The 22,702-nt window shown below is 72.1% G+C and carries 21 protein-coding genes; 13 read left to right on the forward strand and 8 right to left on the reverse strand.

What is annotated here, in order from left to right:
- The first annotated feature begins 169 nt into the window (after positions 1-169).
- Together B079_RS31880 and B079_RS0112670 are read left to right on the forward strand one after the other, a co-directional pair.
- Complete coding sequence (locus B079_RS31880; RefSeq protein ID WP_037801486.1) at positions 170-814, forward strand: hypothetical protein; 645 nt, start codon at positions 170-172, stop codon at positions 812-814.
- Between the two features lie 14 nt (positions 815-828).
- Positions 829-1,845: an iron-siderophore ABC transporter substrate-binding protein gene (locus tag B079_RS0112670; protein WP_037801487.1), complete on the forward strand. Its 1,017-nt coding sequence runs from the start codon at positions 829-831 to the stop codon at positions 1,843-1,845.
- A 71-nt stretch (positions 1,846-1,916) separates the two neighbouring features.
- On the opposite strand, the gene B079_RS0112675 is transcribed toward B079_RS0112670, so the two are convergent.
- Positions 1,917-3,398 (reverse strand): hypothetical protein, encoded by a 1,482-nt coding sequence (locus B079_RS0112675; protein ID WP_018546182.1) that lies wholly within the window; start codon positions 3,396-3,398, stop codon positions 1,917-1,919.
- Between the two features lie 44 nt (positions 3,399-3,442).
- Positions 3,443-4,732, reverse strand: coding sequence for a glycosyltransferase family 4 protein (locus B079_RS0112680; protein ID WP_051095075.1), 1,290 nt, complete (start codon positions 4,730-4,732; stop codon positions 3,443-3,445).
- Positions 4,733-4,974: 242 nt separating this feature from the next.
- On the opposite strand from B079_RS0112680, the gene B079_RS0112685 reads away from it, so the two are divergent.
- From B079_RS0112685 to B079_RS35830, 7 genes are all read left to right on the forward strand, one after another.
- Positions 4,975-5,952, forward strand: coding sequence for an ATP-binding cassette domain-containing protein (locus B079_RS0112685; protein WP_018546184.1), 978 nt, complete (start codon positions 4,975-4,977; stop codon positions 5,950-5,952).
- On the forward strand, positions 5,949-6,788 hold the full coding sequence (locus B079_RS0112690; protein WP_018546185.1) for an ABC transporter permease: 840 nt from the start codon (positions 5,949-5,951) through the stop codon (positions 6,786-6,788). The genes B079_RS0112685 and B079_RS0112690 overlap by 4 nt, the downstream gene beginning before the upstream one ends.
- A 19-nt stretch (positions 6,789-6,807) precedes the next feature.
- Positions 6,808-8,118 carry a sensor histidine kinase gene (locus tag B079_RS0112695; protein WP_018546186.1) on the forward strand — a complete coding sequence of 437 codons (1,311 nt, stop codon included), beginning with the start codon at positions 6,808-6,810 and terminating at the stop codon, positions 8,116-8,118.
- A gap of 168 nt (positions 8,119-8,286) precedes the next feature.
- The gene (locus tag B079_RS31885) at positions 8,287-9,111 is read left to right on the forward strand and encodes a membrane protein (protein ID WP_037801555.1); all 825 of its coding nucleotides are present in this window, start codon (positions 8,287-8,289) and stop codon (positions 9,109-9,111) included.
- A 30-nt stretch (positions 9,112-9,141) separates the two neighbouring features.
- Positions 9,142-9,981 carry a membrane protein gene (locus tag B079_RS0112705; RefSeq protein WP_018546188.1) on the forward strand — a complete coding sequence of 280 codons (840 nt, stop codon included), beginning with the start codon at positions 9,142-9,144 and terminating at the stop codon, positions 9,979-9,981.
- A gap of 157 nt (positions 9,982-10,138) precedes the next feature.
- Positions 10,139-10,411, forward strand: a complete 273-nt coding sequence (locus B079_RS35825) for a hypothetical protein (RefSeq protein ID WP_234016783.1) — start codon at positions 10,139-10,141, stop codon at positions 10,409-10,411.
- A gap of 5 nt (positions 10,412-10,416) precedes the next feature.
- A complete protein-coding gene (locus B079_RS35830; RefSeq protein WP_234016784.1) occupies positions 10,417-10,776 on the forward strand; it encodes a hypothetical protein in 360 nt (119 codons plus the stop codon).
- Here B079_RS35830 and B079_RS0112715 read toward each other — a convergent pair.
- The 6 genes from B079_RS0112715 to B079_RS0112740 form a co-directional block, all read right to left on the reverse strand.
- Positions 10,757-12,121: a sensor histidine kinase gene (locus B079_RS0112715; protein WP_018546189.1), complete on the reverse strand. Its 1,365-nt coding sequence runs from the start codon at positions 12,119-12,121 to the stop codon at positions 10,757-10,759. The genes B079_RS35830 and B079_RS0112715 overlap by 20 nt on opposite strands.
- Complete coding sequence (locus tag B079_RS0112720; RefSeq protein WP_018546190.1) at positions 12,118-12,780, reverse strand: response regulator transcription factor; 663 nt, start codon at positions 12,778-12,780, stop codon at positions 12,118-12,120. The genes B079_RS0112715 and B079_RS0112720 overlap by 4 nt, the downstream gene beginning before the upstream one ends.
- 199 nt (positions 12,781-12,979) lie before the next feature.
- Complete coding sequence (locus B079_RS0112725; protein ID WP_018546191.1) at positions 12,980-14,470, reverse strand: ABC transporter ATP-binding protein; 1,491 nt, start codon at positions 14,468-14,470, stop codon at positions 12,980-12,982.
- Positions 14,467-15,312 carry an ABC transporter permease gene (locus B079_RS0112730; RefSeq protein WP_018546192.1) on the reverse strand — a complete coding sequence of 282 codons (846 nt, stop codon included), beginning with the start codon at positions 15,310-15,312 and terminating at the stop codon, positions 14,467-14,469. Before B079_RS0112730 ends, B079_RS0112725 begins: the two co-directional genes overlap by 4 nt.
- Positions 15,309-16,316, reverse strand: a complete 1,008-nt coding sequence (locus B079_RS0112735) for an ABC transporter permease (RefSeq protein ID WP_018546193.1) — start codon at positions 16,314-16,316, stop codon at positions 15,309-15,311. The genes B079_RS0112730 and B079_RS0112735 overlap by 4 nt, the downstream gene beginning before the upstream one ends.
- On the reverse strand, positions 16,313-17,872 hold the full coding sequence (locus tag B079_RS0112740; protein WP_026248635.1) for an ABC transporter substrate-binding protein: 1,560 nt from the start codon (positions 17,870-17,872) through the stop codon (positions 16,313-16,315). Before B079_RS0112740 ends, B079_RS0112735 begins: the two co-directional genes overlap by 4 nt.
- A gap of 376 nt (positions 17,873-18,248) precedes the next feature.
- Here B079_RS0112740 and B079_RS0112745 point away from each other — a divergent pair, with 376 nt between their 5' ends.
- From B079_RS0112745 to B079_RS0112760, 4 genes are read left to right on the forward strand one after another with little or no spacing between them, the layout of a single operon-like run.
- A complete protein-coding gene (locus tag B079_RS0112745; RefSeq protein ID WP_018546195.1) occupies positions 18,249-19,238 on the forward strand; it encodes a TauD/TfdA family dioxygenase in 990 nt (329 codons plus the stop codon).
- A 26-nt stretch (positions 19,239-19,264) separates the two neighbouring features.
- Positions 19,265-20,260 (forward strand): ornithine cyclodeaminase, encoded by a 996-nt coding sequence (locus B079_RS0112750; RefSeq protein WP_018546196.1) that lies wholly within the window; start codon positions 19,265-19,267, stop codon positions 20,258-20,260.
- The gene (locus B079_RS0112755; RefSeq protein WP_018546197.1) at positions 20,257-21,621 is read left to right on the forward strand and encodes a hypothetical protein; all 1,365 of its coding nucleotides are present in this window, start codon (positions 20,257-20,259) and stop codon (positions 21,619-21,621) included. Before B079_RS0112750 ends, B079_RS0112755 begins: the two co-directional genes overlap by 4 nt.
- A 46-nt stretch (positions 21,622-21,667) precedes the next feature.
- Positions 21,668-22,699, forward strand: coding sequence for a cysteine synthase family protein (locus B079_RS0112760; protein ID WP_018546198.1), 1,032 nt, complete (start codon positions 21,668-21,670; stop codon positions 22,697-22,699).
- Positions 22,700-22,702: the final 3 nt, after the last annotated feature.

Here is a 22,702-nt window from a genome sequence, read left to right on the forward strand (position 1 = left end):
CGGTGGACGGTGGCCGCCCTGCGCACGCGCCGCGCCCCTCGGAGCGCCGCCGCCCCGGAAAGCCCCGCGCCATGACAGGACGCACGTCGACCCCCACGAACTCCAGCACGACGGCCCGGACTTCGGGCCGCCGTCGATCCGCGGCCACGCCCGCCCAGGGAGGAGGATGATGCCCGAGAGCCGAAGGCCTGATGCCGAATCGGTGCGGAACGCGCTGCCACAGGCCGAGCGGGTGATGGCCTGGCTGGCGGCCCGCGAAGAGGTCGGACGAACGCTGCGTCTCCCCCTGGGCGGCCTGCCGAGCGAACGGGACGAACGTCTCGCGCACATGGCCGACGTCCTCCAGGCCACGGCACAGGGACTCGGGCCGAAGGCCGCCGCCGTGTGGGCGGGCATACCCGAGCATCTGCTGCGGCAGTGGCTGGAGAACGACCGGGACTTCGCCTCCGCCGTGCGAGCCGCCTCGTCTCTGGCCTCGGCACACGGACTTGAGCCCGGTGCGCGGACTCCGGCGGTGATCCGGGTCGTGCTGCTCGCCCTGAGCGACGGCATGCCCTGGGGAACCGCCGCCGCCGTGGCGGGCCTCAGCGGCCACCGGCTCCGTCAGCTGTGGAGGGCGTCCCCGACGCTGGTCGCCCTGGTGGACCTGGCGCGACGGGCCCGCCCACGCGGACCGAGGACGTACGTCCCGCTCCACCGCCGCCCCCGCACGCCCGGCCGCAAGCCGACCGGCCAGGGGGCCGGTTACCGGCTCGTCCAGCGCGAGAGCCGTGACACCGACCGCGGCAGCCGTGACACCGACCCGAAAACTTAGGCTAACCTAACCTCATGTTCAAGCGTTCGATTCTCCCTCTACGCGCCCGGCGACTCGTGGTCGGTGCCGTGGCCGTTGCCGCAAGCCTCGTGATGGCAGGCTGCTCGTCAGATTCCGCCGACACCGGCAGCGCCGCCCCCGGCACGGTGGCGAAGGGGAACTTCCCCGCCAAGGTCGCCACCAAGTTCGGCGAGATCACCGTCAAGAAGCAGCCGAAGCGTGTGGTCGCCCTCGGCTGGGGCGACGCGGAGACGGCACTCGCCCTGGGCGTGCAGCCCATCGCCGCCAGCGACTGGCTCGCCTTCGGCGGCGACGGCGTGGGCCCCTGGGCCAAGGGCCTGTACAAGGAGAAGCCCAAGGAGATCGGCACCCTGGAGCCCTCGTACGAGAAGATCGCGGCTCTCCAGCCCGACCTGATCCTCGACACCAAGTCCAGCGGCGACCAGAAGCGTTACGACACGCTCAGCAAGATCGCCCCCACGGTCGGGGTGCCCAAGGGCGGCGACCAGTACCTCACCGACTGGCAGAAGCAGACCGAGATGGTCGCCGACGCCCTGGGCCTGCACGCCAAGGGCCAGAAGCTCATCGCCGACACCAAGGCCAAGTTCAGCGCCGTGGCCAAGGCCCACCCCGAGTTCAAGGGCAAGACGGTGACGTCCGGCTCGCGGACCTCCGAGGGCTTCGGCGCCTACGTCCGCGGCAGCGGCCGTGTCGACTTCCTGGAGCGGCTCGGCTTCAAGAACAACCCCTGGGTCGACCAGCAGGGCGGCAGCAGCTTCTTCATCAGCGTCTCCCGCGAGAACGTGAACAAGCTCGACGCGGACCTGATCGTGATGGAGCCCATCGGCCTGGCGGCCTCCGAGATCTCCAACGACGCGCTCTACAAGAAGGTGCCCGCCGTACACGCCGGTCACGATGTGGTGTTCGACCTCGACTCCCCCTTGGCCAAGGCATTCGCCACCGACTCGGTCCTCTCGGTGAACTACGCCCTGGACAAGGTCGTCCCCCTGTTCGCCAAGGCCCTGAAGTAGCGGAGCCGTCAGGTTCCGGATCGGACGGCGCGGGCCCGGTGAGTCCTCTCACGGGCCCGCGCCGAGTCGTCTCACGGGCCCGTGCCGGGCGCCAGGAAGGCCGTGAGTCCGGTCCCCGGCATGGCCAGGCGCCGCCAGTGGCGCGCGTAGGCCGGAGCGCGGGCGCCCTCCGTGACCAGCACCGCGACGGGCTCCCGCGTCGCCCGCTCCCGCAGGGCGGACAGCGTGATGGAGCGGTTGTTGCCCGCGAGGTTGGCCGAGGCGCAGCGGGCGGCGTAGCCGACGGGCGGCGCTTGGACACCGGTGACGAGACACGGTTCCCGCAGGCCGCTCTTCCCGAGCTGGGCTGCGGCCAGGAGATAGCGGCGCGTGGTGCGCTCGGCCCCGCGCAGGTTGTGCGCGAAGACCGCGAACTGCTCCCCCAGGTGCGCGCCGAGCAGAAGGCCGAGCACGGTGAGCGTGAGGCAGCGCCGTACGCGGCCGGGGCGCCTGCGGGCGCGGCCCACGAGGTCGGCCAGCAGCCCGGCCACGGGCAGCGCGGCCAGTGCGTAGGCCGGCAGCAGGAAGCGGGGCGCGGCGTACGGCAGCGTGAAGAGGTAGGGCACGCTCAGGCCCACGGCGCAGACCGTCGGAAGCCAGGTGGCGGTACGCCGCGACGGTGGAGCGGTGAGGCACGCCGCCGTCAGGAGCAGGGGCAGCGCGAGCCACCACCAGGTCAGTGCGGGATCGCGCAGCGGGACCGTGCAGGGTCGGCACAGCAGAGGTCCGTTGAGGCTGCGCCAGACGGCACCCCCGGCCCAGCGGAGGGTCATCCCGCCTTCGGTCGCGCTCGACACGTCGAGCCGGTGCAGCACCCCGCCCCAGCGCACGTACGCCTCCACGACCCACTGGAGGGCACCCGCCGCGAGCCCGGCGGCCACCGAGGCGACGAGCGGCAGACGGCGCAAGGGGCGGTGCCAGAGGCACGCGGCGAGCAGGGGCAGCGCGAGCCAGACGCCGTCGGACAGCCGCATCAGCGTGGCGACGGCCACGGCCAGGAAGACCCCGGCCGCAAGGCGCCGTTCGCCGAGGGCCGCGCGCTGGAGGCAGGCCACGGCCGCCACGGCGCACAGGCCCGCCCAGAGATTGGGCATCGCCTGGGAGCCGTAGAGCTGGGTCGTCCACAGTCCGGCGAACAGCGCGGCGGCCAGGGCGCAGCGGGTAGGGCCGATCAGTGGACGCCAGAGGGCGAAGGCGCCGTACACAGCCGCCGCCGACAGAAGCGCGAGCCAGGCGCGCAGGACGGGTACGGAGTCGGTGACGGCCAGGACGGGCGCGGCCAGGAAGCTGATGCCCCGGGAGCGTGGGGCGCTGAAGTAGGCGGCCGGGTGACGCGGGTCCACCTGTGAGGCGTAGACCGACTCGTCCCAGCCGAGGTTCAACCTGGGCAGTACGCCGACGAGTTGGACGAGCAGATAGACCAGGACGACCAGCAGGAGCCAGGGCGGCCGACGGGGTGCGGGCGCGGCGGGGACGCCGTGGACGGTTCCGGCGGGCTGGACGCGCAGGGTCATCCGGGCCTCCTCTCCCTGGCGGTGCGCCGACGCACGCGGCGGCCTCAGGACCGTCGGCCCGGTCCGTTCCGCGCGCCGGAGCCATCGTCCGCCGGTTCGGCCTTCGCCGCGCGCGGGCGTACTCCCATGCGGCGGAGCACCCTGGCGGCCCGGCCGCGCCACAGGGCCCGTCGGCGCTCGCGGGCCCGGGGGCGGCGGGTGACGTTCAGTTCGTCGAAGAGGGCTTCGTAGGCCCCGGCGACGACCGCGGGCTCGTACTGCTCGGCGGAGCGCAGGGCGGCGGCGCCCATGCGGCGCCGCAGGTCCGGGTTCTCCACCAGTTCGAGGAGCGCGGCGGCCAGGGCGTCGCGGTCGCCGACGGGAACGAGGCGGCCGTCGACGCCGTCCGTGATGATCTCGCCGGGGCCCAGGGGGCAGTCCGTGCTGACGACCGGGACGCCGCAGCGCATGGCCTCGACGATCGTCATGCCGAACGACTCCGCCTCGGAGGCGACCGCGACGACGGACGCCGCCGCGAACTCCTTCTCGATGGGGGCGTGGAACCCCATGAGACGGGCCCGGCCGCCGAGACCGTGCTGCTCGATGAGCTGCTGGAGGTGTGTCTCCTCCCGGCCGTGGCCGTAGATGCGCAGGCTCCAGTCGGGGTGCTTCGCGGCCACGACCGTGAACGCCTCGATGAGCAGGTCGAATCGTTTCGCCTTGACGAGGCGCCCGGCCGTGGCGATGACCTTCGCCTGCCCGTTCGCGGGTTCCACGGCCGACCGTGGCACACCGTTGGGGACGGACGTGACGCGGACTCCGGGAAGACGCATGCGCTGCTCGTAGACGCGCGCGTCGGCTTTTGTGGTGGTCACGACGGCGTCGAGGGCGCGGTAGTGGCGGCCCAGGACAGCCCGCAGCCTTCTGCTGTGGGCGTCGTGGGTGAGGTGTTCCTGGGCGATGCGCAGTGCCTTCGGTGAGCCGAACTCCCGCAGGTAGACATTGATCCCGGGGCGGGTTCCGATGATCACGTCGGCATCGCAGGTCCGCAGGAACCGCTCGGCGCGCAGATCGGTCAGGCGGCTGTACTGCTGGTGGCGCTTCTCCTCCTTCGGGAACACCACGGCGGGCTGGTTCATCAGTGGGTCACGCGTGTCGTCGGAGTCCGGGCGCAGGTCGACCAGGGGGGTCAGCGTGATGCGGGGATCGACGGCGAAGCGCGGGTTCGTGCGGTGGCGCAGCATGGAGACGATCTCCACGTCATGGCGGTCGGCGAGTGCCGTGGCGAGATTCAGCGTGGTGCGGATGGTTCCGCCCACGCCGTAAATGTTGTGTATGAGAAAGGTAATTTTCATCGTCTTCCCGCGCTCTTCCCGGTCGGCCGTCCGCGGTGGGGCCGACTCGAATTCGTCTACGGGAATGTAGACGTCATTCGGGTGTATCGCGTTGCCCGGGCGGGTGAATTCGGAACAGCTTCCGGTGTGATGTACCGCATTCGGATCACCGTCCTGACAGCAACCTGAATGCCTCGACGGAAATCCTCGTCACGCGGGTAGATCCGGTGATAGGCGCGGCAATTCCCGAGAGGAAAAGACCCATGATCGACGCACGGCGACTGACCAAGAGGTACGGCGAGAAGACCGCCGTCGACGGCCTGGAATTCGCCGTGCTGCCGGGCACCGTGACCGGGTTCCTGGGCCCCAACGGAGCGGGGAAGTCCACGACGATGCGCATGATCGTGGGGCTGGACGCCCCCACGAGCGGCTCCGTCACGGTGAACGGGCGCCACTACACCCGTCACCGGGCGCCGCTCCAAGAGGTCGGCACCCTTCTGGAGGCCGGGTCGATCCACCCGGGCCGCTCGGCGTACCACCACCTCAGGGCGCTGGCGCTGACCCACGGGATCCCGCGCCGTCGTGTCGACGAGGTCATCGGCCTCACCGGGCTGGGCAGCGTGGCCGGGAAACGGGCGGGCGCCTTCTCGCTGGGGATGGGACAGCGGCTCGGCATCGCCGCCGCGCTGCTGGGCGACCCGCGGACGGTGATGCTGGACGAGCCCGTCAACGGGCTGGACCCCGAGGGGGTGCTCTGGATCCGCACGCTGCTGACCTCGCTCGCGGCGGAGGGGCGCACGGTGTTCGTGTCGTCCCACCTGATGAGCGAAGTGGCGCTGGTGGCGGACCACTTGATCGTCATCGGGCGGGGCCGCCTGCTGGCCGACACGACCGTGCGGGATCTCGTGCGCGAGGCGGGCGGGAACACCGTGCGGGTGGCCACCCAGGATCCCGCGCGGCTGCGGGACGTGCTGGCGGGACCGGGCGTGGAGATCACCGGGCACCCCGGTGCGGAGGAGCTTCAGGTGACCGGGCTGTCCGCGCGGGACATCGGGCTGAGAGCGGCCGAGCACGGGATCGCCCTGTTCGAACTGCACACCCGTCAGGTCTCGCTGGAGGAGGCGTTCATGGAGCTGACCAGGGACGCCGTCGAATATCACGGAGCCCCGGCCGGTACCGGTACCGGTACGGACGACGGTGCCGGTGTCGAGGCCGTAGCGTCCGCCGGGAGGCAGGCATGAACACCCTCACCACGGCCACCGAAGCGCCGCCCACCGCGACCGGGCGGCCGGTCTACCGGGTGACCGGACGACGGGTCCTGGCCTCCGAGTGGGCCAAGCTCTGGTCGCTGCGTTCTTCCTGGATCATCCTCGGACTGAGCCTGCTGTTCCTCGTCGGCTTCGGGCTGATCGCCTCGGCCCGCTACCGGTCCGGGATCGGCTCCGGGCACATGAACCCGGAGTTCGCCCGGCAGAACGCCGTGGGCCTGTCGCTCTTCGGCGTGAACTTCACCCAGCTGGCCCTGGGCGTCCTCGGGGTGCTGGTCACGGCCGGGGAGTACTCGACGGGCCTGATCCGCTCGACGCTGGCGGCCGTACCACGTCGGCTTCCCGTGCTGTGGTCCAAGGCGGCCGTGACCGGGCTGGTCTCGCTGGCCGTCGCGACGACCGGGGCGTTCGTGGCCTTCCTGTTCGGCAGCCGGATCGCCGCCGGTACGCCCGGGGCCATGGGTTTCTCGCACACCGGCGTCGTACGGAGCCTGCTGGGCGCCGGGCTCTATCTGTGCCTGGTCGGGGTGATCGGGACGGCGCTGGGTGCGCTGCTGCGCTCCGTGGCCGGGGGCATCGCGGTCCTGGTCGCCGCCCTGATGCTGATTCCGGGGCTGGTCACCCTGCTCCCCGCTTCCTGGCGCGACGACATCAGCCCCTGTCTGCCCAGCAACGCGGGCGAGTCGATGTTCGCCGTGACCCATGACGCCGCCGCCCTGACGCCCGGCGCCGGTCTCCTGGTCCTCCTCGGCTGGACCGCGCTCGCGCTGGCCGGTGCCGCGTACCGCCTGATGCGCCGCGACGCCTGACACCCCGTGGGATGAGCGGATGACCCTCGTGACACGCGCGGCCCGCCCGGGGCCCGGACCCGGCGAGGCGAGCGGCGGCCCGGAGCCGCTGGTCGCCCGGTTCTCCCGGGCCGGACAACGCCTGCGCCGGGCCGACCGGGCACATCCCTGGGTGCTGGACACCGCGGTGGTGCTGCTGGTCGTCGGGATGTTCTGCCTGCCCGACCTGCTGCACGGCGACGGGAAGCACGGCCGGTTCCTGCTCGCGTCCACTCCCCTGCCGCTGCCCGTGACGCTGGCGCTGCAGGCCGGACTCGTCCTGCCCCTGCTGTGGCGCCGACGCCGACCCGCCCTCGCCTTCGGCGTCATCGCGGCCGTCTTCGTCCTGCACTGGTCCCTGGGGATCGCGCTGCGTGCGGACATCGCGCTGTTCGTCGCCCTGTACAGCCTCGCCTTGCACGCGCGGACACGGCAACTGCCCTGGGCCTGCGGGATCACGGCGGGTGCGCTGGTACCGGCCGCGCTGCGGGTGTCGGACGCGGTGTCCGTCTGGATCGCGCTGTTCTTCCTGCTGAGCACCGCGACCGCTGCCGTCGCCCTCGGTCTGACGGTACGCATCCGGCGTTCCCAGCTCAGCGGGCTGCGGGAGCGGGCCGCCCGCCTGGAGACCGAACGCGACCAGCGCAGCCGGCTCGCCGCCGTGGCGGAACGCGCCCGGGTGGCCCGGGACATGCACGACGTCGTCGGGCACAACCTGACCGTCCTCATCGCGCTGGCCGAAGCCGGGGCCCGGGTGGACGGCGCCGCGCGGCACCCTCACCCGGAAGTCCTCCGTCTCATCGCCGGGACGGGGCGGCAGGCACTGGGCGAACTGAGGCGGGTGCTCGGCGTTCTGGGCGAGACGTCGAGTACCCGTGGCGACACACTCGAGCCGGTTCCCCGGCCCTGCCTCGCGGACGTCGACGCGCTGTGCGCGGGGATGCGGGCCGCCGGTCTCGACGTCGTCCACCGGACGGTCGGTGCCTTCGACGCCCTCGACAGCGAGGTGCAGCTGACGGCCTACCGGATCGTCCAGGAGGCCCTGGCGAACGCGTTGAGACACGCCGGGGCCGGTGCCCGGGTGAAGCTGGTCGTCGCCGTCACGGGCGCCCGGCTGACCGTCCGCGTCCAGGACAACGGCCCGGCCCGCACCACACCCGGCTCACGTGGTGCGGCGCCCGGAGAAGGGCACGGGGAAGGGCACGGTCTGGTGGGGATGCGGGAACGGACCGCTCTGCACGGCGGCCGGTTCCGGGCCGGTCCCACCGACCGGGGCTGGCTGGTCGAGGCCGTCCTCCACGGGAAGGGCTGAAATCCCCTTTCCTACCAGCCATTTCCCGGCGGCGGCCAGAATTCCCGTCCTCCCTTTCAGGTTGTGGTCAGGTTCGCGCGCACCCATGCCAACACCTCCACCGGAAGCCCCAAAACAACGGCAAAGGAGCCTGGGGAGAACACGGTTGAGCGTGCGAAGGTGCGGATCATGAGCACAGATCATGTCCTCGGCCACCGGCCCTCTTCCCGGTCGCGCGTCCGCATCCGTGAGAGCGCGAACAAAGTGCCCGAGGTGACCGTCTATTTCTGGGTCGTCAAGGTCCTCACCACCGGCATGGGCGAAACCGCGTCCGACTTTCTGGCCCGTCTGCTCGGACCGGTTCCGGCCGTGGCCCTGGGCGGCCTCGCCTTCATCGCCTCACTCGCCCTGCAGTTCGCCGTACGGCGGTACGTGGCCTGGATCTACTGGACGGCGATCGTGATGGTCAGCGTGTTCGGCACGATGGCCGCCGACATCCTCCACGTCGCCCTCGGTGTCCCCTACGACCTGTCGACGCCGCTGCTCGTCATAGCCCTGGCCGCCGTCTTCGCCCTCTGGTACGCGAGCGAGCGGACCCTGTCGATCCATGCCGTCCGGACCCGTCGCCGCGAGGCCTTCTACTGGGCGGCCGTCCTCGCCACGTTCGCCCTGGGCACCGCGGCCGGAGACCTCACGGCCTCCTCGGGCCTGGGCTATCCGGGCTCGATCGCCCTGTTCGCCGTGGCGATCGCGCTCCCGGCCGTCGCCCACCGCACGGGCCTCCTCGGCGCGGTGGCCGCGTTCTGGGCCGCGTACGTCCTGACCCGGCCCCTCGGTGCCTCGCTCGCCGACTGGATGGCCGCGTCCCCCGTGCACGGCGGGCTCGGCTGGGGCGTGGGCCCGGTCACGCTGTCCTGGACCGTGGCGATCCTCGGCTTCGTGGGCTATCTGGCGGTGTCGCGCCGGGACACCGGCACGCGGCGGACGGACGGGTTCCCCCGGCAGTCAGGATGAGTTCAGTCGCGCGGCGGCACGGTGGGGCTCATGACGCAAGAGCATTCCGAGATCTCCCGCACGCCGGCCGACGGCTCGGTGGTGCCGCCTCCCGCACGGCGGTCCCGCTGGAACAAGGTTCCCGAGGTCACCTTCTATTTCTGGATCATCAAGGTGCTGTGCACCACGGTCGGTGAGACGGCGGCCGACCTGCTGAACGAAAAGGCGGGTCTGGGCCTGACCGGGGTGTCGCTGCTGATGAGCGCGCTGCTGGCCGTCGTGCTCGTCGCGCAGTTCCGCACCCGTGCCTACCGCGCGGGCCTGTACTGGCTCGCGGTGGCCCTGATCAGCGTCGTCGGCACGCTGATCAGCGACAATCTCACCGACAACATGGGGGTTCCGCTGGAAGCGAGCACAACGGTGTTCGCCGTCGCCCTCGCGATCGTGTTCGGGGTCTGGTACCGGCGTGAGCGGACCCTGTCGATCCATCACATCGACACCCCGGGGCGTGAGTCCTTCTACTGGCTCGCGGTCCTGTTCACCTTCGCGCTGGGCACGGCGGCCGGTGACCTGGTCTCCGAGCGTATGGCCCTCGGCTACTGGCTCTCCGCCCTGCTGTTCGCCCTGGCCATCGCCGCTGTCGCCGTCGCCCGCCTCAGCCTGGGCCTGAACGCGGTGTGGGCCTTCTGGATCGCCTACATCCTGACCCGCCCGCTCGGCGCGTCGATCGGCGACTACCTCTCCCAGCCGTCCGGCGACGGCGGCCTGGGGCTGGGCACCGTGGTGACCAGCGCGCTGTTCCTGCTGGTGATCCTGGCTCTGGTGACCTACCTGGCCGTCACACGCAAGGACGTCACCGACACGGAACGGGGCGCCCGGCACGCGGCCTGAGCAGCCGCTCGGTGAACGTGTTCAGGCAGCGTTCAGACCCGTCGTGGCACGGTCGGTGATCCGGTCCGCCGTCGTCGGCCGGCTCATCCGGGCAGGGCGCTCGTCCGCTGTGCGGGGGCGGGCGCCCTGCCGTTCCCTCGCACGGGAGCAGGTCCCCATGGAGAAGCCCCAGGTCCTCACCGGTCCCGACGTGCCGAGCGCGTCGGGGACGACCAGGTCGGTGATGAAGAAGCTGCCCGAGGTCACACTGGCCTTCTGGATCATGAAGATCGCCGCGACGACCCTCGGGGAAACGGCGGGCGACCTCTTCTCGCAGACCCTGAAGCTCGGTTACTTCCTCACCACCGTCGTGCTGTTCGCGGTGTTCGTGGTGACCCTGGCGGTCCAGCTGCGGTCCGCCGCTACAACCCGTTCTTCTACTGGACCGTGATCCTGGTGTCCAACACGCTCGGCACCTCGATGGGCGACTTCCTCTCCGACAGCTCCGGCCTCGGTTACGCCGGTGGCGCGCTCCTGGTGACCGGGCTGCTCGCGGTGCTCGTCGCGCTGATGAAGGCGCCCATGGTGTCGAACGTGCTGCTCTTCTGGATCGCCTTCGTCCTCACCCGCCCGCTGGGCGCGACCGCGGGCGACTTCCTCACCAAGCCGGTCGCCAAGGGCGGCCTGGATCTCGGCACGGCGGGTTCCTCCGCCGTACTCCTCACTCTCCTGTTCGGGCTGATGGCCTGGGCCCAGAGGCGCGAGCGCGGCACGCGGGGCGTCGAGCGGGAGCCGGTCACCCCGCGGGCAGACTGACCGTGAAAGCGGCCCCGGTCGTGCGGCCCGGGGCGTAGGTGACCTCGCCGCCGACGGCTCGGGCCAGGCGGCGGGCGAGTGGCAGGCCCAGGCCCGCGCCGTCGTGTCCGTCGTCCGGGTCGGCGCGCTGCCCGGGCTGGAACAGCTCGCCGAGGAACGTCCCGGGTACGCCGGGGCCGTCGTCCACGACCTCGATCCGTACGGCGCCGGGTGCGCGAGCGGCGGACACGGTCACCTCGGTGCGGGCGTAGCGGGCGGCGTTGGCCAGCAGCGGGCTGACGATGCGTTCGAGGAGGGCGGGCGCGACTCCCGCGTGGAGTTCCGGGTCGGTGACGTCCAGCTCGCTCTTGACCCCCTCCGGCGGATCGAGGCGCCGGAGCAGGCCCTCCAGGACGGAGACGACGTCGGTCGTGCCGGGCACCGTCGTCGGGGCGAGCGCGCTCTCCCGGGCGTCCCGCAGGAGCGTGTCGCAGATCGTCCGCATGGACCGGGCCGCGTCGAAGACCGCTTCGTGGGTGGCCCGGGTCTCCTCGGCGGTGCGGGGGCGGGCCCGCCACCAGTCGAGTTCGATGATGATCCGGGTGAGCGGCGTGCGCAGCTCGTGCGACAGCTCGCCGGTCAGCTGCCGCTCGTGCCGCAGCAGGGTCCGTATGCGGTCCAGGAGGGCGTCCAACGAGGCGCCCAGGAGGGCCAGTTCGGCGGGCTGGTTGTCATCGCCGAAGCGGTCGGCGGAGCCGGTGGCACTGCGCTGGGTGGCCTGGTCCGTCATCGTCCGCACCGGGCGGAGGGCCCGGCCGACGGCCAGGCGGGTGAGCACATAGGTGCACAGGAGCATCACGCCGTCCAGCAGCAGTGACCCCAGCAGCAGCGTGTCGGCGGAGTTCCGGTACGGGCCCAGGTCCAGAGCGGTGACGACCGTGACGGTCGTACCGGCCACGGCCAGCGCACACAGCCGGACGGGCCGGGGGCCGGGGGCGGTCGCGCAGGTGGTCGCCCGCCGCAGGGCCAGCCGGTGGGCGACGCGCGTCAGCGGACCGTTCACGGAGACGCCCGGTTCCTTGTCCAGGAGCCGTCCGCCCGCGTAGATCCATGCGTTGGTGTCGAGAAGCCGGTCGTTGGCGGTCTCGATGACGCGTACGCGGGAGCCGCTGGTGTCGACGGTCGCGGCCACGGCGGCGGCGCGGCCGTGGAGTTCGTCGTCCGCCTGGTGTCGAAGGTGCCGGTCCGTCACCGCGTTGAAGGCCACGGTCAGGACCGTGACCACCAGGGCGGCGGCGGTCAGGGCCGCCAGGGAGAGCCGCCCCCGCAGGGTGCGGGGAGCCAGGCGTCGCGTGACCCGGTTCATGACAGACGGTGTCCGACACCGCGCGCGGTACCGATCGTCAGACGGCTGCCCGCCTCGCGCAGCTTGCGGCGCAGCCGGGTCAGATACTGGTCCAGGGTGTTGTCGCTCACCTGTGCCCCCTCGGGCCACCCGGCCCGGACCAGGTCACGGCGGCGCACCAGGGTTCCGTCCGCCGCGACGAGGGTGGCAAGGAGCCGGAATTCGGTGGGAGACAGGGCGACGGGGATGTCTCGGACGGTCATGTGGTGGTTCACGGCGTCCAGGACCAGGTCACCGGCCGCGGCGGTGACCGGTGGCGCGCTCCGGTGGAGTGCCGCGCGCAGCCGGGCGACGAGTTCGGCCAGATGGAACGGTTTGGGGAGGTAGTCGTCGCCTCCGGCCGAGAACCCCGACAGCCGGTCGGTGAGCTGGTGCCGGGCGGTGAGGAACATCACCGGAGCGCGGAATCCGTTGGCGCGCAGGGCGTGACACACGTCCCGCCCGTCCGCGTCGGGCAGCCCGATGTCCAGGACGGCCGCCGCGACGTCGGCGGTGGCCAGCCGCAGGGCGGTCGCGCCGTCGGCGGCGGTCACGGTCGCGAAGCCCTCGTCGACCAGCCCACGGCGCAGCACGTCCCGCAGCGCGTGGTTGTCTTCGACGATCAGGATCTTGGGGCGCATGGCCTCATTCGCCCCTCGGCGGCCCGGGTGGGCACAGCCGCCTTGATGCCGCCATTTCGGAGGAACCCTTCGCACGATCGACAGAACTGAGCGGGAGACGGAGATCCCGCCGCCGAGGTCTACAAGAATGTAGACGCTCTGAAACTGTAGACGACCGATCGCCGGAGAAGGTTCCTCGGCCGCCCGGGAAGGCGGTCGCCTACGCGGGCAGCAGGCGGGCGGTCGGACCGCTGTCCGTGATGCGTCCCGCGTCGAGGAAGTGGACCGTGTCGGTGTGCCGGGCGACCACGTCGCGTTCATGGGAGACGACGACCAGGGCGGTCCGGTGCTCTCTGCGCAGGCGGGTGAGGAGTTCCATGATGCCGGTGGCCGTGTCGGCGTCGAGGGCGGAGGTCACCTCGTCGCAGAGCAGGATGTCGGGGCCTGCGGCCAGTGCGCGGGCGATGGAGACGCGCTGGCGCTGTCCGCCCGACAGCTCTTCGGGGTAGCGGTCGGCGTGGTCGGCGGGGAGGTCGACCTGGGCCAGGAGTTCGGTGACCCGCTCGGCGTGGGCGCTCTTGGGCAGGTCGGTGTGCAGGCGCAGGGGGCGGGTGAGCTGCTGGCCGACGGTGTGGCGGGGGTTGAGCGCGGCCAGCGGATTCTGCGGCACGAGCTGGATACGGCGCTGCTGCTCCCGGGTACGGCACTGCACACGGGAGGCCAGGGGGCGGCCGTCGAGGGTGAGGTGCCCGGTGTGGGCGGGGTGGAGTCCGGCCATCACGCGCAGCAGGGTGGTCTTGCCGGAGCCGGAGGGCCCGATGAGGGCCGTGGCCGCACCGGGTGCCGCGCTGAACGCGACGTCGGTGAGGACGGGGCTGCGGCGTCGGCCGCTGCGGAAGAAGGCGTCGATCGCGTGGGCGGCGAGACCGCCGTCGCCCGGGAGGCTGTCGTCGCCGGTGGCCGGGGGCGTGGGCTCGGCCACGCGCGCGCGAGGGACGGGCGGGGTCTTCGGGGTCAGCCGGATGGTGTGGTCCGCGCAGGTCTCCACGAGGTGCGCGTCGTGGGTGGCGATGACGACGGCGAGGTCGCGGCGGGTGGCGAGGTCGCGCAGCAGGTGGGCGATGTCGTCGCGCACCGCGGAGTCGAGTCCGGCGGTGGGCTCGTCCAGGAGGAGGATCCTGGGGGTGCGGGCCAGTGCGCGGGCGAGTGCGACGCGCCGCTGCTGGCCGCCGGAGAGGGCGGGGGGCCTGCGCCCGGCGATCCCCGTGTCCACTGGCAGGCGGCACTCGGCGAGCAGTTCCAGGACCGTTTCCTCGCGCGGGTCGGTGGCGAGTTCGGCGACCAGGCGGCGCGCGGTCATGCGCGGGTCGAGGGCGGAGCCGGGGTCCTGGCCGACGTAGGCGACGGTGGTGCGGCGCAGCGTGCGCAGTTCCCCGGCGGGCAGCTGGTGCGGGGTGCGGCCGAGCACGTCGAGGCTTCCGGTGGCGGTGGCGCCTGCCGGGAGGTGGCCGATCAGCGCGCGCAGCAGGGTGGTCTTGCCGGAGCCGGAGGCGCCCACGAGGGCGGTGACCTGTCCGGCGTGGATCTGGGCCGTCGTCTCGGGCAGGAGGACGGGGCCGTCGGGCACCACGCGTACGGAGAAGCCGGACACGGAGGCGACCGGCGTGCGGACAACGGCGGTCGAGGCGGGAGCAGGGGCGCGGTCGCTCATGAGCGGGTCACCGTCTTCGCTGTGATGTCGGGGGCCAGGGAGAGCGTGACCAGGTTGACGGTGATCGCCACCAGGGCGATGGCCAGGCTGGGGGCGATCACGGCCCAGGGGTTGAGGAGGATGCCGGAGGCGTTCTCACGGACCATCAGCGACCAGTCGGAGGCGGGCGGCTGGGGCCCGATCTGGAGGAACCCGGCCATGGAGATGACGTAGACGGCTTCGACGAACCGGAGTCCGAACAGGGTGAGGACGGTGGCGCGGAGGTTCGGCAGGATCTCGCGCAGCGCGATGTACGGGGTGGACTCGCCGCGTGCCAGGGCGGCTTCGACGTAGCCGGCCGTGGCGAGCGGGGACGCGGCGGCGGCGACGACCCGTACCGCGTACGGCACGCCGAGGAGGACGGCCGCGGCGATCACCGCCCAGCGTCCGCCGCCGGGCCAGGCCAGCGCGATGAGCATGATGCCGAGCAGGGGCGGCAGCAGGATCGCGACGTCCGCGCTGCGTTCGACCGCATGGCCCAGCCCGGGCCGCAGCACGGCGAGGCAGCCGATCAGCACGGCGGCGACGGTGGTGACGACGGCGACGAGCAGGGCCCCGAGAATGAGCGGGGTGCCGCCGTGCAGGACGCGGCTGAGCACGTCGCGGCCGAGCTGGTCGCCGCCCAGCGCGGCTCCGTCGCCGGGGGTGGCGAACGGTGCGGTGACGGGGGTGTCGACGCTGTGCGGGGCGATCAGCGGCCCGGCGAGGGAGAGCAGCAGCGGCAGTACGGCGACGGCCACGAGCACGGTGGTTCTCGCCCGGCGGGAGGGCCGCCGGGCGGCCACGGGCAGGGCGGCGGTCATGCGCGGACTCCCAGGGTGGCGTAACGGATGAGGTCGGCGGCCAGGAGCACGAGGCTGATGACGGCTCCGGCGCACATGACGACTCCGGCGATCAGCGGGGTGTCGCGAGCCGCGACCGCTCCGGCCAGGACGCTGCCGATGCCGGGGTAGTTGAACAGGGTCTCCACCACGACCGCGCCGCCGAACAGCAGGCCGGTGGAGGTGGCGAGGCCGGTGGCGACGGCCGGGATCGCGCCGGGCAGTTGGTGGCGCAGCAGGACCCGGTGCGGTGGCAGGCCGTCGAAGCGGGCGGCCTCGACGTGCGGGGTGGCGGCCTGGTCGGCCAGGGCCCCGCGTACGACACGGGTGTTCCAGCCGGTCTGCGGGACGACCAGGGCGAGGACCGGCATGATCAGCATGGTCCAGGTGGCGGGCCTGCCGTCGCCGCCGGTCACGGTGACGGCGGGGAGCCAGCCCGTCCACTGGGACAGCACCAGCAGCAGGACGGCCGAGACCACGAACTCGGGCAGCGCGAAGGCGGCGGTCGAGGTAGGGGAGATGACACGGTCGGTGAGGCGGCCGGGGCGCGCTGCGGCCCAGCAGCCCAGCAGCAGGGAGAGCACCACGGTGATGACGAACGCGCTCACGGCGAGGACGAGCGTGTGGGGCAGCGGGTCGGCGAGGAGGCCGGTGACCTTCTGGCCGCGGGCGGAGGTGCCGAGGTCGCCGGTGGGCAGCGCGGTCATCCAGTCGGCGAACCGCTCCCACACCGGCCGGTCCAGGCCCAGCAGATGACGGCGCGCGGCGAGGTCGGCCGCGCTCTCCCCGCGCTCGGACGCGGCACCGGCCGCGTCCCCCGGCAGCAGCTCGACGGCCGCGAACACCAGCGCGAGCAGCACGATCAGCATCACGAGGCGGCGTGCGACCGTTCCCGCGATGCGCACGGCGATGTTCCCGGCCCGGCGCCCGGTGACCACCCTCGTGATGCGGGCGGTCACCGGGCCGGTCTTGGCCGACTGGCTCAACGCAGCCACACGCCTTCGAGCTGGACGCGGCCGTAGCCGGGCAGCTTGGGCAGGTTCCGCACCTTGGACGCGGCCAGGTCGATGCCGTCGGCCATGCCCCACAGCAGGTAGCCGGAGCGGTCGTGCTCGATCTGCTGGAGTTCCTTCAGCGCGGCGGCGCGCTTCTTCGGGTCGCTGCTGCCGATGACCTTGCGGTAGGCGGCGTCGAACCCGGCGTCGTCCCAGTCGGCCTCGTTCTGGCCCGCCTCGCTGACCATGGTCTTGGAGGCGAAGAAGACCACCGAGTCGTTGGTGCCCCAGTAACTGGTGTAGAAGTCGCCGGACTTCCAGGTCTTCTCCCAGAAGGCGCCGGACTCCTGCTTGACGACCTTGATCTTGATACCGGCCTCGCGGGCCTGGTTCGCGAACAGCGTCGCCGAGTCGGCCAGGCCGGAGATGTCCTCGGTGGTGACCAGTTCGTAGGTCTTGGACAGGTCGAAACCCGCGTCTCTCAGCAACCGCTTGGCCTTGGCCAGGTCACGCTTACGCTGCGGGATGTCCTTGGCGTAGTCCGGGTCGCCGGTGCCGAGGATGTCGTTGGCGACGGTGCCGTAACCGGACAGGACCTGCTTGACCATCGCCTCGCGGTCCACGACCAGGCGCATCGCCTCGCGCACCCGCTCGTCGGCGAAGGGGCTGCCCTTCGCGGTGCGCATGACGATGGGCATCGCCATGTCGTTGGGGCGGCGCAGCACCTGAACGTCCTTACGGGACGCGGCGGTTCGGGCGGCGACGGCACCGGCGTTGGAGGCGAGGTCGATCTGTCCGGCGAGCAGGGCGTTCGCCATCGCCTGCGGGGTCTCGAACATGGTGACCTCGATCGCGTCGAGGTGCACGGCGGGGCCGTACCACTGGTCGTTGCGCACCAGGCGGGCGTTGCCGCCCCGGAACCAGTCCAGCTTGAACGGGCCGGTGCCGGGCGCCTTCGCGATGTCCGCGTCCTTGGTGCCCTTCTTCAGCACGAAGGAGGAGAAGCGGGTCATGAGGGGGAAGTCGGCGTTGGCGTAGTCGGAGACGAGGACCACCGTGTCCGTGCCCTCGGCGCTGATGTTCTTCGCCTGGATGCCGGGCAGGCGTGCCGCGCCGGAGGGGGTGCCGCGCAGCCGCTTCAGCGACCACACCACGTCGTCGGCGGTCACCGGGGTGCCGTCGTGGAACACGGCACCCTTGGCTATCCGGAACTTCCACGTCTTCAGATCCGCCGAGGGCTCCCACGAAGTGGCCAGGCGTGGGGCGGTGTTGGCCTTCGCGCCGGGAACGGTGAGCGTGTCGAAGACCAGAGCGATGACGAGGTAGTCGCTCTCGTTGGCCTGGGTGCCGTGCGGGTCACGGGTGATCGCGCTCGCGTGTCCCAGCGCCCCCACCCTCAGGGTGCCTCCGGCACGCGGCTTCCCGGCCTCCGCTCCGGAGGTCGCGGCACCCTTGGAATCCGCACCGCCACCGCTGCAGGCCGCGAGAATTCCGGCCGCTCCGATGCCGGTTCCGGCCCACAGCAGCTGTCGTCTGGTGACGCTCACGTCTGGTCCTCGTCTCAGGTTCGCACTGGTCGTTCTTAGGGTCACCTAACCGAAGCCGTCCGGACTTCGCAAGCGACCCCACCCCCGCACCGGCGACCGCCAGCCCGGGTCCATGACACATCAAATTGCCTGCTCAGCAGCAGTTTTGACGCTGCGTCAGGTCACTGTCGGGCTGCCGAAAAATCGACTACCTTGATGTAGTCAATCACATCGCTTAGGGTTGCCTTACCTGAGCGGCGTTGTTACGTTCCTGGCGTCCGGCGACGCCCCGAGCCGCGCTGCGCCAGACCCTTTCGCGTTCCCCCCTCACTCACGAGCCGGTACGGCGCTGCCCCATGCCCGCGCCTCGGTCCGTCCTGCCCTGGAAGGTGCCACCGTGCCCACCTGCCCTGCCCCGGTACGCCCTCTCGACGCCACCGCCGCAGCCGAACTGACCGCCGTCGCCGCCGGACTTCTCGCCGAGCACGGCTCCGCCACCTCGCCCGCGCTTCTCGCCGCCCTCCCCAAGGCGTGCGCAGGGCTCGGGCACACGGTGCGTCAGGCGCTGCGCCCCGTGGACACCGCCGACGGCCTCTTCGTACTGCGCGGGCTGACCCCCGACGACAGCGGGCTCGGCCCGACCCCGGGCCACTGGTCCACGGCCGGTGAGTCCGGCGCGCTGTGGGACGTGGTCCTGCTGCTCGTCTCCACCCTGATGGGCACTCCGATCGCCTGGGAGGGCCAGCAGGACGGCAGGTTCGTGCACAACATCGTCCCCTCACCCGGGCACGAGGGCGAGCAGACCGGTGCCTCCAGCTCCGTGCTGCTCACCCCGCACACCGAGGACGCCTTCCACCCCGGCCGCGCCCACCTGCTCGTGCTGTGCTGCATGCGCAACCACGACGACATCGCCACGACGGCGGCCAGCATCCGCCGTACCGCCCTGTCCACGGAGGACATCGCCCAGCTCGAGCGGCCGGTGGTGCCGATCCTGCCCGACGACGCCTACGAGCGGGCCCAGCGGTTCCCCGGACGCCCCGCCCCGGTCCCGACGCTCTTCGACACCGCCGAGGGACTGACCCTGCGCTTCGACCCCGCCTACACCCCGCTGGACGAGGCGGACGCGGCATGGCGGCAGGCGTACCGGCGGCTGGAGGACGAACTGGCCCGCGTCTCCGTGGCGGTGAGCCTGCGGCCCGGTGACGTCCTGGTGGTCGACAACGACATCGTCGTCCACGGACGCGTCCCGTTCCGGGCCCGCTACGACGGCACCGACCGCTGGCTCAAGCGTGCCTCGGTCCGCGTGCCCGGCCGCCGGACCCGCCCCGAGGCGGAGGCCGACGAGCACGGCTACGGCCAGACGGCCCTCGAAGCACACACCAGCTGACGCGCCACCCCCTCCGGAGGAACCCCGTGACCGAGATCGCCCCCGACCGCCGTCTGCGCGTCCTGTCCACCAGCGACCTGGCCGGCATCGACATATCCCTCGGCGACGTGCTCGCCACCGTCGAAGGCGCCTACCGCACCCTGGCGGCCGGCCTGTCGGACAATCCCCGCAAGCTCACCGTCAAGCCCGCCGACGAACACTCCGTCTCCTACGCGATGCTGGGCCGGGACGGCACCCGCGAGATCGTCGCCGTCAAGACCTCGTACAAGCACGGCCTGGACAAGGGCCGCGAGGAGCAGCACTACTACACGACGCTGACCCTCTACGACGACGTCACCGGGCTGCCGGTCGCGATGATGGACTGCTCCCGGATCGGTTCCCTGCGCACCCCCGCCGTCTCCGCGCTCCTGGCCCGCGAGTGCGCCACCCCTGACGCCTCGACCGCGCTGGTCATCGGCACCGGCACCCAGGGCCGTCTCGCGCTGCCCTTCCTGCTGACGGCCCTGCCCCAGCTGGACCGTCTGCTGCTTTCGGGCACTCACCCCGAGGGCATCGCCGCTGTCCGCGCCGAACTCGCCCGTCACTTCCCCGGCCGTGAGGTGGACGTGGTCAGTGATCTGAAGGCCGCCGCCCGCGAAGCCGACGTGATCGTGGCGACCGCCGGTGCCCACACGCCCGCCGCCGTCGAAGCCGCCTGGCTCAAGCCCGGCGCGACGACGATCCTCGTCGGCCACGGCCTGGCCCCCTCCACCCTGCACCGAGCCGACCGGGTGATCGCCACCAGCGAGGCCCAGATGCGGGTGACCGGCACGGACATGGCCGACGCCGACGGCAGCCTGCCCGCCGTGGACCTGGAGCTTCCCGCCGTCGTCTCCGGCGTCTCCAAGGCCCGCACCACGGCCGAGCAGCGCATCTTCGCCTACAACAGCGGCCTGGTCGTCACCGACATCGCCCTGGGCCACCGCTTCGCCCAGCTGGCCCTGGCCGCCGGCCTCGGCACGGAGGTGGCGCTGTGGCAGTGAGCACCGGGGACTGGCCCGTCCTGCCGGTCCTGCCGGACGCCGCCACCGACGCGGTGGTGACGTCCGGGCTGCTGCGTGAACTGGCCTACGCGTTCGGCGGACCGTTCCACTTCCTGCTGCCCGACGCCTTCACCGCCAACCTCCGCGCCATGCGGCAGACCCTGGACGCGGCCGACGTGGACGGCTTCCTCTACTACGCGAAGAAGGCCAACAAGGCGGCCGTCTTCGTCGAGCGGGCCGCCGCGCACGGGGCGGGCGTGGACGTCGCCTCCGCCGCCGAACTGCGCGAAGCGCTCGGCCACGGCGTACGCGGTGAGCACCTGGTGGTCACCGGCCCGGCCAAGGACCCGGCGCTGCTGCGCCTGGCGGTAACGCACGGCGCCCTGATCGCCGTCGACGCTCTCGGCGAACTCGACGCGGTGATCACCACCGCACTGGCCGGGCCGGTCCGCCCGGCCCGGGTCCTGCTGCGCGTCCTGCCCCCGGTGCAGCCGCACAGCCGCTTCGGCCTGACCGAGGACGAACTCGCCCTCGCCCTGGAGCGCTGCGTGGAGGCGAGGCAGGCCCTGCGGATGGAGGGGTTCAGCTTCCATCTGTCCGGCTACGCCCTCCAGCCCCGCGCCGACCTGGCCGCCCGCCTGACCGAGCTGTGCCTCAAGGCACGGGTGGCGGGCCTTCAGGCCGACCGTCTTTCCATCGGCGGCGGGCTGCCCGTCAGTTACACGGACGCGGACAGCTGGCACGCCTTCCTCGCGACCCAGTGCCCCGCGCACTATCACGCCGAAAAGACCTTCGCGAGCGGGGACTTCTACCCGTACCACTCACCGGTGTCCGGGGCCCGCGCCCTGGCCGCTCTGCTGGAGACGCGGCCCGACGGAGCGGACCGCACGCTCGCCCGGACCCTCACCGAGGCCGGGGTGACGCTTCTCCTCGAGCCGGGCCGCGCCCTCCTGGACCGCGCCGGTGCCACCGTGTTCACCGTCCAGGGGGTCAAGGACCGCGACGGCTACCAGCTGCTGACGGTCGACGGCACCAGCCTGAGCCTGTCCGAGCAGTGGTTCAACAGCGAGTACGCCCCCGACCCGCGGCTGATCCCCCGTCGACCGGACGCACCGGCCGGGGTGTTCCCGGCGAGCGTCGGCGCCGCCACCTGCCTGGAGTCGGACCTGCTCACCTGGCGCAAGATCGCCTTCCCCCACCGGCCCCGCGCCGGGGACCTGCTGCTCTACCCCAACACGGCCGGCTACCAGATGGACTCCAACGAGTCCCCCTTCCACGACCTGCCGCTGCCGCCCAAGGTCGTCGTCGACCGCACCGACCGTCCCCGGCCGCGCTGGCGGCTGGACCGCCACTTCATCTGACCGCCCTGGCACCCGCCCCGAAATCCCCCCTCACAGGAGTCTTCCGATGCCCGGAGTCCTTCAGCGGCCCGCCGTGGTCTCCCGCGTGTCCGACCTGATCGGCCGCACCCCTCTGCTGGAACTGGCCGCCACCGAGACCGGCAGCCGTCTGCTGCTGAAGCTGGAGATGTTCAATCCCACCGGCACCGCGAAGATCCGTATGGCCCGCGCCATGGTCGACGCCGCCGAAGCCGCCGGAGAGCTTCGCTCCGGAGGACGGATCGTCGAATCCACCTCCGGCAACACCGGGCTCGGCCTGTCCGTGATCGCCGCGGAGCGCGGCTACACCTTCACCGCCGTCGTGGACAATCACGCCGCCGCCGACAAACTGCGCGCCATGAAGGCGCTCGGCGCCGAACTCGTCCACGTCGATGCCGACAGCGACGGCGACGAGCTGCACACCGCCGCCCGCGAAGAACTCGCCGAGAACATGGCACGCGGCCAGGACAACACCGTCTTCACCGAGCAGCACAACAACCCCGCCAACGGCGTCGGTTACTTCCCCGTCGCCCACGAGCTGGCCGAAGCTCTCGACGGTGACATCGACATCCTCATCGGCGCGGTCGGCACCGGCGGCGCCCTGTGCGGCACCGGTCGCGAACTGGCGCGGCTTGTCCCCGAGTTCACCGTCATCGGGGTCGAGCCCAAGGGCTCCATCGCCTTCGGCGGCCCCGCCCACGACTACTACCAGTCCGGCACCGGCACCCCCGAGGGCGCGGAGATCGGCGCGCTGGTCGACTTCGGCCTCATCGACGAGGGCGTCAAGGTCGGTGACGTCGAAGCCTTCGCCACCTGCCGCGCCGTGGCGCGTACCGGGCTGCTCATCGGCGGCTCCGCCGGGGGCGTCGTCCACGAGGCCCTGCACCGCCTGCCCTCCCTGCCGCCGGGCACCACCATGGTCGCGCTGATCAACGACGGAGGGGAGAAGTACCTGGACACCGTCTTCAACGACGACTGGATGGCCGAGCGCGCTCTCCTCAGCCCCGAGACCGAACGTTCAGTGGAAGAACAGCTCACCAAGCTCCGCGGGAACCGGTGACCC

The organism is Streptomyces sp. LaPpAH-108, from assembly GCF_000373625.1.
Taxonomy (GTDB): Bacteria; Actinomycetota; Actinomycetes; order Streptomycetales; family Streptomycetaceae; genus Streptomyces.

Bases quoted from the DNA above. Each gene is read 5' to 3' on its own strand.
- B079_RS31880 (WP_037801486.1), top strand. From the start codon at position 170: ATGCCCGAGAGCCGAAGGCCTGATGCCGAATCGGTGCGGAACGCGCTG.
- B079_RS0112670 (WP_037801487.1), top strand. From the start codon at position 829: ATGTTCAAGCGTTCGATTCTCCCTCTACGCGCCCGGCGACTCGTGGTC.
- B079_RS0112675 (WP_018546182.1), bottom strand. From the start codon at position 3,398: ATGACCCTGCGCGTCCAGCCCGCCGGAACCGTCCACGGCGTCCCCGCC.
- B079_RS0112680 (WP_051095075.1), bottom strand. From the start codon at position 4,732: ATGAAAATTACCTTTCTCATACACAACATTTACGGCGTGGGCGGAACC.
- B079_RS0112685 (WP_018546184.1), top strand. From the start codon at position 4,975: ATGATCGACGCACGGCGACTGACCAAGAGGTACGGCGAGAAGACCGCC.
- B079_RS0112690 (WP_018546185.1), top strand. From the start codon at position 5,949: ATGAACACCCTCACCACGGCCACCGAAGCGCCGCCCACCGCGACCGGG.
- B079_RS0112695 (WP_018546186.1), top strand. From the start codon at position 6,808: ATGACCCTCGTGACACGCGCGGCCCGCCCGGGGCCCGGACCCGGCGAG.
- B079_RS31885 (WP_037801555.1), top strand. From the start codon at position 8,287: ATGAGCACAGATCATGTCCTCGGCCACCGGCCCTCTTCCCGGTCGCGC.
- B079_RS0112705 (WP_018546188.1), top strand. From the start codon at position 9,142: ATGACGCAAGAGCATTCCGAGATCTCCCGCACGCCGGCCGACGGCTCG.
- B079_RS35825 (WP_234016783.1), top strand. From the start codon at position 10,139: ATGGAGAAGCCCCAGGTCCTCACCGGTCCCGACGTGCCGAGCGCGTCG.
- B079_RS0112715 (WP_018546189.1), bottom strand. From the start codon at position 12,121: ATGAACCGGGTCACGCGACGCCTGGCTCCCCGCACCCTGCGGGGGCGG.
- B079_RS0112720 (WP_018546190.1), bottom strand. From the start codon at position 12,780: ATGCGCCCCAAGATCCTGATCGTCGAAGACAACCACGCGCTGCGGGAC.
- B079_RS0112725 (WP_018546191.1), bottom strand. From the start codon at position 14,470: ATGAGCGACCGCGCCCCTGCTCCCGCCTCGACCGCCGTTGTCCGCACG.
- B079_RS0112730 (WP_018546192.1), bottom strand. From the start codon at position 15,312: ATGACCGCCGCCCTGCCCGTGGCCGCCCGGCGGCCCTCCCGCCGGGCG.
- B079_RS0112760 (WP_018546198.1), top strand. From the start codon at position 21,668: ATGCCCGGAGTCCTTCAGCGGCCCGCCGTGGTCTCCCGCGTGTCCGAC.